This window comes from Caballeronia sp. LZ019 (assembly GCF_031450825.1).
GTDB lineage: Bacteria > Pseudomonadota > Gammaproteobacteria > Burkholderiales > Burkholderiaceae > Caballeronia.
Window position 1 is genome coordinate 2,663,500 of the sequence record NZ_JARTVZ010000005.1, and the last position, 15,084, is coordinate 2,678,583.

General features: G+C 63.7%; 14 protein-coding genes. 9 read left to right on the forward strand and 5 right to left on the reverse strand.

Annotated elements, in window-relative coordinates; genetic code table 11:
• The first annotated feature begins 80 nt into the window (after nt 1-80).
• Nucleotides 81-4,118 (forward strand): phosphoribosylformylglycinamidine synthase, encoded by a 4,038-nt coding sequence (gene purL / locus P9255_RS25970; protein WP_309764884.1) that lies wholly within the window; start codon nt 81-83, stop codon nt 4,116-4,118.
• Nucleotides 4,119-4,254: 136 nt separating this feature from the next.
• Here the strand turns inward: purL and P9255_RS25975 are convergent, their stop codons facing one another.
• The 5 genes from P9255_RS25975 to P9255_RS25995 all read right to left on the reverse strand — a co-directional run bounded on the left by P9255_RS25975 (nt 4,255) and on the right by P9255_RS25995 (nt 8,228).
• On the reverse strand, nt 4,255-5,037 hold the full coding sequence (locus P9255_RS25975; RefSeq protein WP_309764882.1) for a peptidylprolyl isomerase: 783 nt from the start codon (nt 5,035-5,037) through the stop codon (nt 4,255-4,257).
• A gap of 94 nt (nt 5,038-5,131) precedes the next feature.
• Nucleotides 5,132-5,446: a BolA family protein gene (locus P9255_RS25980; RefSeq protein ID WP_309790660.1), complete on the reverse strand. Its 315-nt coding sequence runs from the start codon at nt 5,444-5,446 to the stop codon at nt 5,132-5,134.
• Nucleotides 5,443-5,979: a septation protein A gene (locus P9255_RS25985; protein WP_309790661.1), complete on the reverse strand. Its 537-nt coding sequence runs from the start codon at nt 5,977-5,979 to the stop codon at nt 5,443-5,445. Before P9255_RS25985 ends, P9255_RS25980 begins: the two co-directional genes overlap by 4 nt.
• Before the next feature lie 173 nt (nt 5,980-6,152).
• Nucleotides 6,153-6,575, reverse strand: a complete 423-nt coding sequence (msrB, locus tag P9255_RS25990) for a peptide-methionine (R)-S-oxide reductase MsrB (protein ID WP_309764879.1) — start codon at nt 6,573-6,575, stop codon at nt 6,153-6,155.
• Nucleotides 6,576-6,626: 51 nt separating this feature from the next.
• Nucleotides 6,627-8,228 (reverse strand): protein adenylyltransferase SelO family protein, encoded by a 1,602-nt coding sequence (locus tag P9255_RS25995; protein ID WP_309790662.1) that lies wholly within the window; start codon nt 8,226-8,228, stop codon nt 6,627-6,629.
• Between the two features lie 118 nt (nt 8,229-8,346).
• On the opposite strand from P9255_RS25995, the gene P9255_RS26000 reads away from it, so the two are divergent.
• The 8 genes from P9255_RS26000 (at nt 8,347) to P9255_RS26035 (ending at nt 15,014) form a co-directional block, all read left to right on the forward strand.
• Complete coding sequence (locus P9255_RS26000; RefSeq protein WP_309790663.1) at nt 8,347-10,005, forward strand: 3-(methylthio)propionyl-CoA ligase; 1,659 nt, start codon at nt 8,347-8,349, stop codon at nt 10,003-10,005.
• A 110-nt stretch (nt 10,006-10,115) separates the two neighbouring features.
• Nucleotides 10,116-10,727 carry a hypothetical protein gene (locus P9255_RS26005; protein WP_309764876.1) on the forward strand — a complete coding sequence of 204 codons (612 nt, stop codon included), beginning with the start codon at nt 10,116-10,118 and terminating at the stop codon, nt 10,725-10,727.
• Complete coding sequence (locus P9255_RS26010; protein WP_309764875.1) at nt 10,724-10,978, forward strand: hypothetical protein; 255 nt, start codon at nt 10,724-10,726, stop codon at nt 10,976-10,978. Before P9255_RS26005 ends, P9255_RS26010 begins: the two co-directional genes overlap by 4 nt.
• A gap of 232 nt (nt 10,979-11,210) precedes the next feature.
• Complete coding sequence (locus P9255_RS26015) at nt 11,211-11,363, forward strand: hypothetical protein (protein WP_309764874.1); 153 nt, start codon at nt 11,211-11,213, stop codon at nt 11,361-11,363.
• Between the two features lie 72 nt (nt 11,364-11,435).
• Nucleotides 11,436-13,520 (forward strand): 3-hydroxyacyl-CoA dehydrogenase NAD-binding domain-containing protein, encoded by a 2,085-nt coding sequence (locus tag P9255_RS26020; protein ID WP_309790664.1) that lies wholly within the window; start codon nt 11,436-11,438, stop codon nt 13,518-13,520.
• A 10-nt stretch (nt 13,521-13,530) separates the two neighbouring features.
• The gene (pncA, locus tag P9255_RS26025) at nt 13,531-14,160 is read left to right on the forward strand and encodes a bifunctional nicotinamidase/pyrazinamidase (RefSeq protein WP_309764872.1); all 630 of its coding nucleotides are present in this window, start codon (nt 13,531-13,533) and stop codon (nt 14,158-14,160) included.
• Nucleotides 14,161-14,220: 60 nt separating this feature from the next.
• Entirely contained in the window at nt 14,221-14,523 is a 303-nt protein-coding gene (locus P9255_RS26030) for a Dabb family protein (RefSeq protein ID WP_309764871.1), read from the forward strand.
• A 5-nt stretch (nt 14,524-14,528) separates the two neighbouring features.
• A complete protein-coding gene (locus tag P9255_RS26035; protein ID WP_309764870.1) occupies nt 14,529-15,014 on the forward strand; it encodes a PaaI family thioesterase in 486 nt (161 codons plus the stop codon).
• Nucleotides 15,015-15,084 lie beyond the last annotated feature (70 nt).

A 15,084-nucleotide genomic window follows, 5' to 3' on the forward strand; every position in this document is an offset into this window, starting at 1 on the left:
TTTCGCCTCACGCCGCTTTGCACACTCGGCGCTCCGAGTGCCGTCGAGCGGCTCACAGACGTCATCGACGCATCGTCACAATGGCCCACTTCTCGTGTTTCCCCGGCGCTTCGGCTCTCTCCGATTTCCGTCAGACCCGTCTTCTCGAAACGCTCGTCACGATCGATGCGAATATCGTCGGCGTGCGCGGGCAATTCCTGCATTTCGTCAACTCGTCGGAGCCGCTCTCCGATGAGGACACGAACCGCATCCACGCGCTGATGCATTACGGCGCCCCGTTCGAGGAACCGAAGGAGCGCGGTCACGTCGAGACGTTCATGGTCGTGCCGCGTTTCGGCACGGTGTCGCCGTGGGCGAGCAAGGCCACCGACATCGCCCATCATTGCGGCCTCACGCAGGTGCGGCGTATCGAGCGCGGCGTCGAATACTCCGTCGTCATGAAAAGCGGGCTGCTCGGCGGCAAGAAGACGCTGTCGGACGAAGCGCGCGCGAAAGTGGCCGCCGCGCTGCACGACCGCATGACCGAGAACGTCGCGGCGTCGCGCGATCAGGCATTGCATCTGTTCGACGAACTGCCCGCGAAGCCGCTGCAGACGGTCGACATCATCGGCACGGGCCGCAAGGCGCTCGAGGCCGCGAACATGGAACTCGGGCTCGCGCTGGCGGAAGACGAGATCGACTATCTGGTGAACGCGTTTCAAGGGCTGAAGCGCAATCCGACCGACGTCGAACTGATGATGTTCGCGCAGGCCAACAGCGAGCATTGCCGCCACAAGATTTTCAACGGCGAATGGACCATCGACGGCGAAAAGCAGGACATGTCGCTGTTCCAGATGATCCGCAACACCGAGAAGCTGAATCACGAAGGAACGATCGTCGCGTATTCCGACAACTCGGCGATCATGCAGGGCGGCATTGCAGAGCGCTGGTTCCCGCGCGGCGACAGCGAGCATTACGAGCGCCACGTCGAACTGACGCACACGCTGATGAAGGTCGAGACGCACAATCACCCGACGGCCATTTCGCCGTTCGCGGGCGCGGCGACGGGCTCCGGCGGCGAAATCCGCGACGAAGGCGCGACGGGACGCGGCGCGCGTCCGAAGGCCGGGCTTGCGGGCTTCACGGTCTCGAACCTCGATCTGCCCGACGCGCGCCAGAAGTGGGAAAACGCCCGCGACAGCGCCACGCCGCTGCCGTCGCGCAATCCCGCCGACCAGCACGAGCCGTACGGCCGGCCGGAGCGCATCGCATCGCCGTTGCAGATCATGATCGACGGCCCGATCGGCGCTGCGGCTTTCAACAACGAATTCGGCCGTCCGAATCTCGGCGGCTACTTCCGCACTTACGAGCAGAACGTCGCGGGCCGCGTGCGCGGCTATCACAAGCCGATCATGATCGCGGGCGGCATCGGCAATATCTCGGACCAGCACACGCACAAGCACGACCTGCCCGCGGGCACGCTGCTGATTCAGATCGGCGGCCCGGGCATGCGCATCGGCATGGGCGGCGGGGCGGCATCGTCGATGGCGACCGGCGCGAACACCGCCGAACTCGACTTCGATTCGGTCCAGCGCGGCAACCCGGAGATTCAGCGCCGCGCGCAGGAAGTCATCAACGCGTGCTGGCAGCAGGGCGAGCGCAATCCGATCCTGTCGATTCACGACGTCGGCGCGGGCGGCATCTCCAATGCATTCCCCGAACTCGTCGATGGCGCGGGCAAGGGCGCGCGCTTCGAGCTGCGCAAGGTTCAGCTCGAGGAAACGGGCCTGTCGCCGCGCGAAATCTGGTCGAACGAAGCGCAAGAGCGCTACGTGCTGGCGATCGCGCCGGCCGATCTCCCCGCCTTCGAGGCGATTTGCGATCGCGAGCGCTGCCCGGTTGCGGTCGTCGGCGTGGCGACGGACGAGCGCCAGCTCGAACTGATCGACGATGAGAACGAGGGCCAGCCGCCCGTCGACATGCCGATGGACGTGCTGCTAGGCAAGCCGCCGAAGATGCATCGCGACGTGAACCGCGAAGCGGCGAGTTTCGAGCCCGTCGACGTCACCGGACTGCTGCTGTCCGAAGTCGCCGTCGATGTGCTGAAGCATCCGAGCGTGGCAAGCAAGTCGTTCCTGATCACGATCGGGGACCGTTCCGTGGGCGGCACGACGGCGCGCGACCAGTTCGTCGGTCCGTGGCAGGTGCCGGTCGCCGATTGCGCGATCACGACGATGGACTACGCCGGTTTCCGTGGCGAAGCGATGACGATGGCGGAGCGCACGCCGCTCGCCGTCATCGACGCCCCGGCCTCCGGCCGCATGGCGGTGGGCGAGGCGGTGACGAACATCGCGTCGGCGCCGATCGAATCGCTGAACAAGCTGAAGCTGTCGGCCAACTGGATGGCCGCCTGCGGCAGCGCGGGGGAAGACGCCGCGCTGTATGACACGGTGAAGGCGATCGGCATGGACCTGTGTCCGGCGCTCGGCATCAGCATTCCGGTCGGCAAGGATTCGCTGTCGATGCGCACGAAGTGGCAGGACGCGCGCGGCGCGCAAAAGGAAGTGGTGTCGCCGGTATCGCTCATCATCTCGGCGTTCGCGCCGGTCGAGGACGTGCGACGCCATCTGACGCCGCAACTCGCCGCCGATACGGACACCGTGCTGATCGCCATCGATCTCGGACGCGGGCGCAATCGCCTCGGCGGCAGCATCCTGGCGCAAGTCACGCAGCAAGTCGGCGATACGACGCCTGACGTCGACGATCCCGAAGACCTGAAGCGCTTCTTCGCCGCGATTCAGGCGCTCAACGCCGACGGCAAGCTGCTCGCTTATCACGACCGCTCCGACGGCGGCCTGTGGGCGACGGTCTGTGAAATGGCGTTCGCGGGTCACGTGGGCGTGTCGCTGAACGTGGACATGTTGACGCTCGACGCGAACCACGAATCCGATTACGGCGACGCGAAGGACTGGGCGAAGCAGACGAGCGGCCGTCGCGACGATCGCACGCTGCGCGCGCTGTTCGCCGAGGAACTGGGCGCGGTGGTGCAGGTGCGCGCATCGGATCGTGACGCGGTGCTCGGCGCGCTGCGCGAGCATGGGCTGTCGGCGTGTTCGCATGTGATCGGCAAGCCGAACGAGCGCGATGCGATCGAAATCTATCGCGACGCCAAGAAAATCTACGATGCACCGCGTGTCGAGCTGCATCGTGCGTGGAGCGAAGTGAGCTGGCGCATCGCGCGTCTGCGTGACAACCCTGCGTGCGCCGACGCCGAATACGACGCGCTCCTCGATGCGAACGATCCGGGCCTGTCGCCCGTGCTGACCTTCGATCCGGCGGACGACGTAGCCGCGCCCTTCGTCTCGACGAACAAGCGCCCGCGCGTGGCGATCCTGCGCGAGCAGGGCGTGAATTCGCATCTGGAGACGGCTTACGCGTTCGATCGCGCCGGCTTCGACGCGCACGACGTTCACATGAGCGATCTGCTCGAAGGCCGCGCGACGCTCGCCGATTTCGCGGGCGCGGTGGCTTGCGGCGGCTTCTCGTATGGCGACGTGCTCGGCGCGGGTGAGGGCTGGGCGAAGACGATCCGCTTCAATCCGCGTCTCGCGGATATGTTCGAGGCGTTCTTCGGCCGTCCCGACACCTTCGCGCTCGGCATCTGCAATGGCTGTCAGATGATGTCGAGCCTCGCGTCGATCATTCCGGGCGCGCAGGCGTGGCCGAAGTTCACGCGCAACAAGTCCGAGCAGTTCGAGGCGCGCTTCTCGCTCGTCGAGGTGCAGAACTCGCCATCGATTTTCTTCGCCGGCATGGAAGGCTCGCGCATTCCGGTGGCGGTCGCGCACGGGGAAGGCTTTGCAGACTTCTCGCAACAAGGCGATGCGGCGAGCGCGCTCGTGTCGATGCGCTATGTCGATCATCGCGGGAACGCGACGGAACGCTATCCGTTCAACCCGAACGGCTCGCCGCAGGGCATCACGTCGGTGACGACGCCCGATGGCCGCTTCACGGTGCTGATGCCCCATATGGAGCGTGTGCATCGCAATGTGCAGATGAGCTGGACGCCCGAGGACTGGACCACGGATGCGAGCCCGTGGCTGCGCGTGTTCCAGAATGCGCGGCGGTTCCTGGGTTAAGGCGCGTGAGTCATGGCACTCCGAAGCGTTGGCTTCGGGGTGTATTTCGATGAGCGTGTGATGCCGCGCGCGAACGCACGAACGACAAAGCCGCCCGAGGGCGGCTTTGTCACATCGATGAACTGCTGAAGGACGCTTACTTGATGACCGCCTTCTTCCGCAACTCTTCCTCGAAGTCCTGCAGCTTCTGCTGCTGCATCTGCTGCGCGATCTGCGCCTTCACCTGATCGTACGGCGGCGGGGCGATCTCGCGGCTGTCGTCCATACGAATGATGTGCCAGCCGAATTGCGTCTTCACCGGCGTGGCCGTCATTTCGCCCTTCTTGAGCTTCTCAGCCGCCGCGCCGAATTCCGGCACGTAGGCCGACGGCGACGACCAGTCGAGATCGCCGCCATTCTTGCCCGATCCCGGATCCTTCGAATACTGCTTCGCGAGGTCTTCGAAGCTCGCACCGCCCTTGATCTTCGCGATCAGGTCTTTCGCCTGCGCCTCGTCTTCCACGAGGATGTGATGCAGATGCAGTTCCTTGCCGCCGCCTGTCTGCTTCACGAGCTGGTCATAACGCGCCTTCACTTCGGCATCGGTCGGCTTGTTCTTGTTGGCGAAATTCTCGATCAGCGCGCGCAGCACGACGGTCTGCTGCGCGACGGCGATCTGTGCCTTCACGTCCGGGCGCGTCGCGATGCCTTCGCGTGCGGCTTCCTGCATCAGGATTTCGCGGTTGATGAGTTCCTCGCGCACGGCCTGCTGCAGTTGCGGCGAATCCTGCTGACCCTGCTGGACGAGTTGCTTCACGAGCGCATCGGCGCGCGCCGTGGGGATCGGCGTGCCGTTGACGACAGCGATATTTTGCGCAAACGCGGGAGCCGCCGCGAATGCCGCGAGCAACACCCAGACGCGGGTTTTATTCAAAGTCATCGGAGGTTCCTAACTGAGCAAACTGACGCCTAAACAGGCGAGATTAGCGAAGATAAACCAGGCGCCGGTCCGAGCGAACCGGCAGGCCGCGCATTCATTGGAATTGTTCTGCGAACTCTTGCGGCGTGAATGCCCGGATGGCGAGCGCATGCACGCCGCGCCGCATTTCATCGGCCAGCGCATCATACACCAGCCGATGCCGCGCCACGCGCGCCTTGCCGGCAAAGCGTTCCGACACGATCGTCACCGTGTAATGGCTGCCCGCGGCCGCACCGGCATGGCCCGCATGGGCGGCGCTGTCGTCCTCGATATGCACGGCCTGAGGATCCAGCGCGGCGGTGAGGCGTGCTTCGAGATGCGCGATCTTGTCCTGCGCGCCGGCGTTCACGAAGTCGAACGAATCGCTCATTGCTTGTCCTCCTTCATGTACTTCGCGAGCCAGAAGCTCTGCGCGACGATGAACAGCACGAGACAGCCCGTCGCGCCGAAAAGCTTGAAGTTGACCCACTGATCCGTGGTGAAGTTGTACGCGACGAACAGGTTCACGACGCCCAGCAGCGCGAAAAATACCGCCCAGGCGACATTCAGCTGTCCCCAGACGCGATGCGGCAGCACGATTTGCTTGCCCATCATCGCTTCGATCAGGTTCTTTCTGAAGCCGACCTGCGCGACGATCAGCGCAAAGGCAAACAGCCAGTAGAGCGCGGTCGGCTTCCATTTGATGAAGGTGTCGTTATGCAGCACGAGTGTCGCGCCGCCGAACACGACGACCACGCCGAGACTGACCCACAGCATCGGGTTGACCTTGCGGTGACGGAACGCGACCCACGCGATCTGCACGAGCGTTGCGGCGATTGCCACGGCCGTCGCCGTGTAGATGCCCCAGATCTTGAATGCGACGAAGAAGAGGATGATCGGAAACAGATCGAACAGGAATTTCATTGGCGTCCGGTAGTGGTGCGCATCGGAGGGTGCGGGTGCGAAACGATGCAGCGAACAGCGACAAGCAGCGACAAGCAGCGACAAGCATCGATAAAGCATCGATAAACGAACGCCCGCTCGAAAAAGCGGGCGTGGATGAAACGCGATGCGAACGCGTCGATGCGGCGAGCCCTTTACTTGGGTTCGAATTGTAGCGCAGCCGAATTGATGCAATACCGCAAGCCGGTCGGCGCGGGGCCGTCCTCGAACACGTGCCCGAGGTGCGCGCCGCAGTTCTTGCACAGCACTTCGATGCGCAACATCCCGTGCGAGCGGTCGGTCTTCTCCTCGATGACTTCGCCGTTGATCGGCTTGAAATAGCTGGGCCAGCCGCAGCCGGCATCGAACTTCGTATCCGACTCGAAAAGCGGCGTGCCGCAGCACACGCAGTCATAGATGCCGCGCTCGAAATGATCCCAGTACTCGCCGGTGAACGGCCGTTCCGTCGCGGCGTGGCGCGTCACGCGATACTGCATCTCGTCGAGTTCGCTGCGGTAGGCGGCATCGTCTTTCTGCAGCGGATACTCGGTCGCGCCGGGAGTGTCGTCTCTGTTCATATCGTTCCTTTGTGTGTCCTTCGTTCCCTGGATCACGAAGATGGGGCGGCTCTACGAAGAACAACTCACTTCGAGATCGCTCGCCCAGTCCGGCGGCAGGCCGGCGTAGGCTTCGTTCTCCGGTTGTTCGTCGTAGGGGCGGCGCAACACGTCCAGAAGACGTTCGACCTCCGAGAAGTCCTTCTCGTTCGCCTGGCGAATCGCCTGTTCGGCGAGATGATTGCGCAGCACGTACTTCGGGTTCACGCGATTCATCGCTGCCGCGCGCGACGCATCATCGCGCGATTCGTGCGCCAGCCGCTCGCGATATTGCACTGCCCACGCGTCGAATGCGGCGCGATCGAGAAAGAGATCGCGCACGGGCGCATCGTTCGACGCATCCGCCTTAGACACCTTCGACAGATTGCGGAACGTCAGCGTGAAGTCCGCGCGATTCGCATGCATGATTTCGAAGAGGCCGTTGGCGAGCTTGTCGTCGTCATCGCGGATGGCTTCCAGCCCGAGCTTCGCGCGCATCTTCGCTTCCAGCGCGGGCGCGAACGCGGTCTTGTAACGCTCCAGCACCTTTTGCGCTTCTTCCACCACGCGTTCCGCGCGGCTTTCTTCCGGCAGGTTCGCGCCGAACAGCGGCACGAGCGCCTGCGCGAGACAGAACAGATTCCAGTACCCGACTTGCGGCTGGCGGCTGTACGAATAGCGGCCCTGCGTATCCGAGTGATTGCAGATGTGATGCGCGTTGAAGCCGTCCATGAAACCGAACGGGCCATAGTCGATGGTGAGGCCGAGAATCGACATGTTGTCCGTGTTCATCACGCCATGACAGAAGCCGACGCTCTGCCAGTGCGCCATGAGGTCAGCGGTGCGGCGCACGGCTTCGTCGATCAGCGCGAGGTACGAGTCGTCGGCATCGCGGCACTGCGGATAAAAGCGGTCGATGACGTGATCGGCCAGCGCCTTCAGCTCGTTGACGCGATCGTTCGAATAGAAATGCTCGAAGTGACCGAAGCGCACGAAGCTCGGCGCGATGCGCGTGGCGATCGCGGCGGTCTCGATGGTCTCGCGCCGCACCGGCAAGTCGGACCCGATGACGGCGAGCGCGCGCGTCGTCGGGATGCCGAGATGATGCATCGCCTCCGAGCACAGAAATTCCCGGATCGACGAACGCAACACTGCGCGGCCATCGCCCATGCGGGAATAGGGCGTGCGGCCCGCGCCCTTCAGTTGCACTTCGAGCCGCGCGCCCGCATGCTCGACTTCACCGAGGGTGATCGCGCGCCCGTCGCCCAACTGGCCCGCCCACACGCCGAACTGATGCCCCGAGTACACGGCGGCGTAGGGCATGGCTTCGCGCGGCCATTGGGGCGTCGGATTGCCCGCGAAGTATGCGGCGAACGCGGCTTGCTCCGGCCCCGAGGCGAGGCGAGCGTCGAAGCCGAGCGATTCGGCGGCTTCGCGTGAAACGGCGACGACATACGGGTCGGGAACGGGCGTGGCGGGAAGACGGGTCAGGAACGCGGGACCGAGCGCGGCGAAGGAACCGGGACGGCCGCTCTGGATCGCATTGGCGATGCGCTGCAAGGATTGCGCGTGAGACGAGAATTCATCGGTTTCGCCGGTCGTTGCGCGCACCGCATTGCTTGGGGAAAACGACATGTTGAGCGCCTCAAAGTTAAACGATATTGTAATTCCGCGCCCGCGGGCCTGCAGGACGGCCCTCATGGCTGCATTCATCGTGTAGCCAACCGCATTCCACTCGTCGAGGACATCACCTATGGCGGCACCGCTTTACGGTCAGATGATGGATGTACCGCTGCTTGCATCGTCCCTGCTGTCTCACGCATCGAGGCATTTCGGCGATACGGAAATCGTGTCGCGCCGCATCGAAGGCGATATCCATCGCTATACCTATCGCGACTGCGAGAAGCGGGCGAAGCGGCTCGCGCAGGCGCTGCTTGCGCTGGGCGTCGAGGCGGGCGAGCGCATCGGCACGCTGGCGTGGAACGGCTACCGGCATCTCGAGTGTTACTACGGCGTGAGCGGCATGGGCGCCGTCTGCCATACGATCAACCCGCGTCTCTTTCCGGATCAGATCGCGTTCATCATCGACCACGCCGACGATTCCTACGTGTTCTTCGACATGACCTTCCGGCAGCTCGTGGAGAACATCGCGCCGCATTGCCCGAACGTCAAAGGCTGGATCGCGCTCGGCGACGCTGCGTGCATCGCCGAGCATCTCGGCGACATGAGCGTGCCGGTGATGAGCTACGAGAGCCTCATCGCGCCGCACGACGGCGTCTATGAATGGCCGATGCTCGACGAGCGCCAGGCATCGTTTCTCTGCTACACGTCGGGCACGACCGGCAATCCGAAGGGCGCGCTGTACTCGCATCGCTCGACGGTGCTGCATGCGTATGGCGCGGCGTTGCCGGATGCGATGGGTGCATCGTCGAGCGATGCGATCCTGCCTGTCGTGCCGATGTTCCATGTCAACGCGTGGGGCATTCCGCACGCGGGGCCGCTCGTCGGCGCGAAGCTCGTGTTTCCCGGCAAGGACCTCGATGGCAAGTCGCTCTACGAGTTGATGGAAGCCGAAGGCGTCACGTTTTCGGCGGGCGTGCCGACGGTATGGCTCGGCCTGCTCGCCTACATGAAGCAGGACAACAGGCGTTTTTCGACGTTGAAGCGCACGGTGATCGGCGGCTCCGCCTGTCCGCCGGCGATGCTGCGCACGTTCGAAGACGAATACGGCGTCGAAGTGATCCACGCGTGGGGCATGACGGAGATGTCGCCGCTCGGCACGCTCGCGCGCCTGAGTTTCAGGCAGAAGCAGCGAACGCCTGAGGAGCAGCGGGTATCGCGCGAGAAGCAGGGACATGCGCTTTTTGGCGTCGATATGAAAGTGGTCGGCGACGATGGCCGCGAACTTCCTTGGGATGGCGAATCGTTCGGCGATCTGCACGTGCGCGGACCATGGGTCATCGACCGTTATTTTCGGCGTGATGAATCGCCGCTCGTCAACGGCTGGTTCCCGACCGGCGATGTCGCGACCATCGATGCAGATGGCTTCATGCATATCACCGATCGCAGCAAGGACGTGATCAAGTCCGGCGGCGAATGGATCAGCTCGATCGATCTGGAGAACATCGCGGTGGCGCATCCGCAGGTGGCGGAGGCAGCGTGCATCGCGTGTTCGCATCCGAAATGGACGGAGCGTCCGATGATCGTCGCGGTGCTGCGTCCCGGCGCGACGCTCACGCGGGAGGAACTGCTCGCGTACTACGAAGGCAAGGTCGCGAAGTGGTGGATTCCTGATGACGTCGTGTTCGCCGACGAGTTGCCGCATACGGCTACGGGCAAGCTGCAGAAGGTGCGGCTGCGGGAGTTGTATCGGGAGCACGTGCTGCCGGGAGTGGAGGAGAGGGCGGTTTAGCGGTGTCGTACCGAAGGCAGTGCAGATTCGGACTAAGTCACTAGCGAAGAACAGTCTTCCAGAGCGACCATGTTGACCTCTTGGCGACACGCGAGGGGTCAGCAAGGACCATGCTCTATCTTCCACCGTATTTCGAACGCTTCGGCCTTTTCGCGACCAGCCGGCATTTCACTGAAGTCACACGCGATGAGCTCGCCGACATCGGACGGGCGATGGCGGCGGCGCGTGCGGCGTTTCTGGCGCACAGTCAGATAGTCTTTCTTTCGGCGTCCACCTCCGACTTACGGGCAGTGCTCGGGCGTATCGATTGTTGCCGCGGGCTGCGTGTCGAACTGCGCGAGCGCGGTGAGGTAATTCAGGCCGTGCTCGATGCGGTCAAACAGGGCAGATTGATCTTCGTGCCGAGACAGGACGAATTGCGGGCCTGTGTCGAGACGATCAGACAAGATATGCGGATATCGCCAGCCGTGACAGCAGCGCGCTCGTTGTCGGATGGAGCGCAAGCATTGCGGTATGGGCCAGCGACATCGCTCGGCGACGCAGTCAAGCTAGCGGCACGAGGTCTGTCCGATGCGGATGAAGCCGAATGCGATGCGATGTACGAGGCACGCATGACCTACTGCAATGCTTTGAGCAAGATGTATGGCGGTGACGCCCGCACTTATCTAACCTGCAAACAACGGGCGTTTGAAGCCTATCAAGCCTGCCGAGGATACCTATGATCGAACACTTCGTTGCCTACTATGATCCGGACAGTAAGACCTTCAAGACCGGATTCGTCGATTCCCGATTGCTGAAGGATGTAAGGATGAATCTGATGGCGGAACATGATGTGGGACCACAGCAGCCAATCGACGATGAATACGCGCGTCGGTTCGGCGGGAGCGCATTGCTCTGGTTTGCAACGCAATATCCGGAGCTGCGAGAGTTTCTGCAGATCACTGATGGGAAAGGTAATGCGATCACTTTGTAGACGGCCGAGAACCGCGTTGAGCATCGCTTGTCCGTATGACCGAATGCACGTGTGCAAGCATGGCGATGCCGACTTCCTGGCAACGTCGAAAACGATTCTTAGGCGCCAAGGCGTCTGACGGGAATGCGTCAGACGTATTCCGTGGTCTCACCTGTCTCGAAGACGAACAGATGTTATCGGTTCGCGAAGTCGAACCCGAAAGGAGCGGGCCGCTGTCGCAGGGAAGCTCGCGATGCCGATACTGGCGGACCAGTTCGAATTCAAGCTCGACGACGAATTCGCCCGGCGACCGGGCGTCGCGGTTTTCAATCTGATGGCTCGCGGACAGCCGGGGCTCAAACAGTTGATGAGGGCCACAGCCGAACCGCGCACACTGGAGGAATGAAGCTGCGCCCCCCTTGATTATTCCCCCCATCCGCCCACAATGCGCCATCGGCGTCACCCCAAGGAGCGATACATGCCCGTGCAGTACACCATCCGCGACAACGTCGCCGTCATCACGCTCGACAACCCGCCCGTCAACGGGCTCGGGCATTCGACGCGCCTTGGCATCGTCGAAGGCGTCGAGCGGGCGCGCGACGATGCGAACGTGGCCGCCGTCGTCATCATCGGCGCGGGAAAGGCGTTCTCGGGCGGCGCCGACATCACCGAATTCAACACGCCGAAAGCCACGCAGGAACCGACGCTCGCCACCGTCATCAAGGCCGTCGAGAACAGCGAAAAACCCGTGATCGCCGCCATACACGCCATCGCGATGGGCGGCGGCCTCGAACTCGCGCTCGGCGCGCATTACCGCGTCGCATCGCCCGGTGCGCAGATCGCGCTGCCCGAAGTCAAGCTCGGCCTCTTGCCCGGCGCGGGCGGCACGCAACGTCTGCCGCGTGCGGTCGGTCTCGAAACCGCGCTCGACATGATCGTGTCGGGCACGCCGGTCCGGTCGGAACAACTCGCGCAAACCGCGCTGTTCGACCAACTGGCAGAAGGCGATCTGCTCGATGCCGCCGTGCGCTTCGCCACGCGCGTAGCCGAAAAAGACGGCCCGCATCCGAAGGTGCGAGACCGCGCTATCGGGCACGCGAACGCCGACGGCGTCATCCGTCTTGCGCGTGAAAAGATCGCGCTCACCGCAAAGCATTTTCCGGCGCCGCACAAGTGCATCGACGCCATCGAACGCGGCGTGAAAGAAGGTTTCGAGCGCGGGCTCGCGTTCGAGCGCGAATGCTTTCTCGCGCTCGTGCAGACGCCCGAAAGCCGGGCCTTGCGGCACGCATTTTTCGCCGAGCGTGCGGCGGGCAAGATCGACGACGTGCCATCGAACACGCCGGTGCGGAAGATTGAGCGCGTCGGTGTCATCGGCGCGGGGACGATGGGCGGCGGCATCGCGATGAACTTCGTGGAGGCGGGCTTGCCGGTCGTGCTGCTCGACACCGATCGCGTCGCGCTCGACCGCGGCGTCGCCACGATTCGCCGCAACTTCGAAGCGCAAGCGAAGAAAGGCCGGCTCACGCACGAACAGGTCGAAGCCCGCATGCGGCTCATCACGCCGACGCTCGCCTGGGGCGATCTCGCAGAGGCCGATCTCATCGTCGAAGCGGTATTCGAAGACATCGGCGTGAAAGAGCGCGTGTTCCGTCAGCTCGATGACATCGCAAGACCCGGCGCGATCCTCGCATCGAACACGTTGACGCTCGATCTCGACCGGATCGCCGCCTTCACGAAGCGCCCGGGCGACGTCGTCGGCATGCACTTCTTCAGCCCCGCGAACGTGATGAAGCTGCTCGAAGTCGTGCGCGGCGCGAAGACGCAGAAAGACGTGCTCGCGACCGTGATGCAGCTCGCGAAGAAGATCCGGAAGACGGCGGTCGTCTCGGGCGTGTGCGACGGCTTCATCGGCAACCGGATGATCGAGCAATACGTTCGTCAGGCGCTTTTCATGCTCGAAGAAGGCGCGCTGCCCGCGCAGATCGATCGCGCCATCGAGCAGTTCGGCTTCGCGATGGGTCCGTTTCGCATGAGCGATCTCGCAGGCAACGACATCGGCTGGGCCATTCGCAAGCGGCGCTATCGCGATCAGCCGCAGATGCGTTATCCAGGGATCGCGGACCGGCTTTGCGAGGCCGGGCGCTTCGGGCAGAAGACCGGCGCGGGCTGGTACGACTATGCGGACGGCTCGCGAGACGCAAGACCATCGCCCATGATCGACGAGATGATCGTCGCGTATTCGAAGGAGCAGGGCGTCGAGCGGCGCAGTATCGGCGATGAAGAGATCGTCGAACGGCTCGTGTATGCGCTCGTCAACGAAGGCGCGAAGATTCTGGAGGAAGGCGTCGCGAGCAAGGCATCGGACGTCGACATCGTTTATTTGACCGGCTACGGTTTCCCGTTATGGCGCGGCGGCCCGATGTTTCACGCCGACGCAATCGGTCTGTCGAACGTCGAGCGCGCGATCCGCCGGTACGCCGGACAGCCCAACGGCGACGCGTGGCAGCCAGCCGCGCTCCTCATCCGACTCGCGGCCTCGAACGGCCGCTTCAACGCCTGATGCGACTGATATGAAACCTGTGGAAGATGTGCTTCTCGTCGTTGACGTGCAATACGACTTCATGCCCGGCGGCGCGCTCGCCGTCGCGCGTGGCGACGAAATCGTCCCGGTCATCAACCGGCTCGCGGGGGCGTTCTCGCACGTTGTGTTGACACAGGACTGGCATCCGGCGGCGCATGTATCGTTCGCGGCGAATCACGCGGGCCGCGCGCCGTTCGAGACGATCCCGATGCCCTATGGCGAACAGGTGCTGTGGCCGGCGCATTGCGTGCAGGGATCGCCGGGCGCGGCGCTGCATCGCGATCTCGATGTGCCGCACGCACGGCTGATCGTTCGCAAGGGCCATCACGAGAGCGTGGACAGTTATTCGGCGTTCCTCGAAGCGGACCGCACGACGCCCACGGGTCTCGCCGGTTATCTGCGCGATGTCGGGGCGAAGCGCATCTGGCTCGCGGGTCTCGCCACCGACTATTGCGTCGCGTGGTCCGCGCTCGATGCGCGCGCCGCCGGTTTCGAGGCCAGCGTGATCGACGACGCGTGCCGCGCCATCGACCTGAACGGCTCGCTCGACAAGGCATGGAGCGACATGCGGGCGGCGGGCGTCGCACGCATCCAGTCGGCGCATGTGAACGTGGCGTGAAGCGCCGCCGGCAACGAGGATTTGCTACGCTTCTGGCTTCGCCAGACAACAGGAGCCGCCGTGCTGCGTCACATCGTCATGTGGAAACTGAAAGACTTCGCAGAGGGCGCGGACCGCGCTGAGAATGCGCAGAAGCTGAAAGCGAAGCTCGAGACCTGCCGCAGCATCGTGAAGGGGCAAGGGCACTTCGAAGTCGGCACCGCGCAGCCGGGTTTCGATTGCACGTACGACGTCGTGCTCGTCTCCGATTTCGACGACAAAGCCTCGCTCGACGCCTATCAGAAGCATCCCCGGCATCTGGCCTTGAAGGACTTCGTGGCGGCGATTCGCGAAGCGCGCCAGTGCGTCGACTACGAAGTGTGACTGCGATGACCGATACTCGACATACCCGGAAAAGCCACGGCCCGGCGCTCGAAAGCCCGTTCATCGACATGCTCGGCGTGGAACTGGTCAAAGCCGTCGACGGCGAGGGCGAAGTGCGCCTGCCGCTCGGCGAGGCGCATCTGAACACGTGGGGCATCGCGCATGGCGGCGTGACCATGACCCTGCTCGACGCCGCGCTGGCCATCGCGGCGCGCAGCGTGGCAGGCGACGGCGTCGGCGTCGTGACCGTCGAAATGAAAGTGAACTTCATGCAGCCGGGGCGCGGCGAGTTGCGCGGTTACGGCCGCGTGCTGCACCGCTCCACGACGATGGCCTATTGCGAAGGCGAAATCCGTGACAGCGAAGGGCACTTCGTCGCAAAGGCGCTCGGGACCTTCAAGTACATGAAGCGGCTCGCGGTCGGGCGTGACGTCGTCAGGCAGAAGCTGCGTTCCGACCGCCAAGCCACGCCCGGACCGAGCGACGCCTGACGCGAACGCCCGGCGCCCGTTCATGCAATAAGCGTTTTGTTCCGGCCGCGCTTAACTACAATTCACTCAC

Coding starts and splice junctions, on each gene's coding strand:
- purL (WP_309764884.1), top strand. CDS start 81: ATGGCCCACTTCTCGTGTTTCCCCGGCGCTTCGGCTCTCTCCGATTTC.
- P9255_RS25975 (WP_309764882.1), bottom strand. CDS start 5,037: ATGACTTTGAATAAAACCCGCGTCTGGGTGTTGCTCGCGGCATTCGCG.
- P9255_RS25980 (WP_309790660.1), bottom strand. CDS start 5,446: ATGAGCGATTCGTTCGACTTCGTGAACGCCGGCGCGCAGGACAAGATC.
- P9255_RS25985 (WP_309790661.1), bottom strand. CDS start 5,979: ATGAAATTCCTGTTCGATCTGTTTCCGATCATCCTCTTCTTCGTCGCA.
- msrB (WP_309764879.1), bottom strand. CDS start 6,575: ATGAACAGAGACGACACTCCCGGCGCGACCGAGTATCCGCTGCAGAAA.
- P9255_RS25995 (WP_309790662.1), bottom strand. CDS start 8,228: ATGTCGTTTTCCCCAAGCAATGCGGTGCGCGCAACGACCGGCGAAACC.
- P9255_RS26000 (WP_309790663.1), top strand. CDS start 8,347: ATGGCGGCACCGCTTTACGGTCAGATGATGGATGTACCGCTGCTTGCA.
- P9255_RS26005 (WP_309764876.1), top strand. CDS start 10,116: ATGCTCTATCTTCCACCGTATTTCGAACGCTTCGGCCTTTTCGCGACC.
- P9255_RS26010 (WP_309764875.1), top strand. CDS start 10,724: ATGATCGAACACTTCGTTGCCTACTATGATCCGGACAGTAAGACCTTC.
- P9255_RS26015 (WP_309764874.1), top strand. CDS start 11,211: ATGCCGATACTGGCGGACCAGTTCGAATTCAAGCTCGACGACGAATTC.
- P9255_RS26020 (WP_309790664.1), top strand. CDS start 11,436: ATGCCCGTGCAGTACACCATCCGCGACAACGTCGCCGTCATCACGCTC.
- pncA (WP_309764872.1), top strand. CDS start 13,531: ATGAAACCTGTGGAAGATGTGCTTCTCGTCGTTGACGTGCAATACGAC.
- P9255_RS26035 (WP_309764870.1), top strand. CDS start 14,529: ATGACCGATACTCGACATACCCGGAAAAGCCACGGCCCGGCGCTCGAA.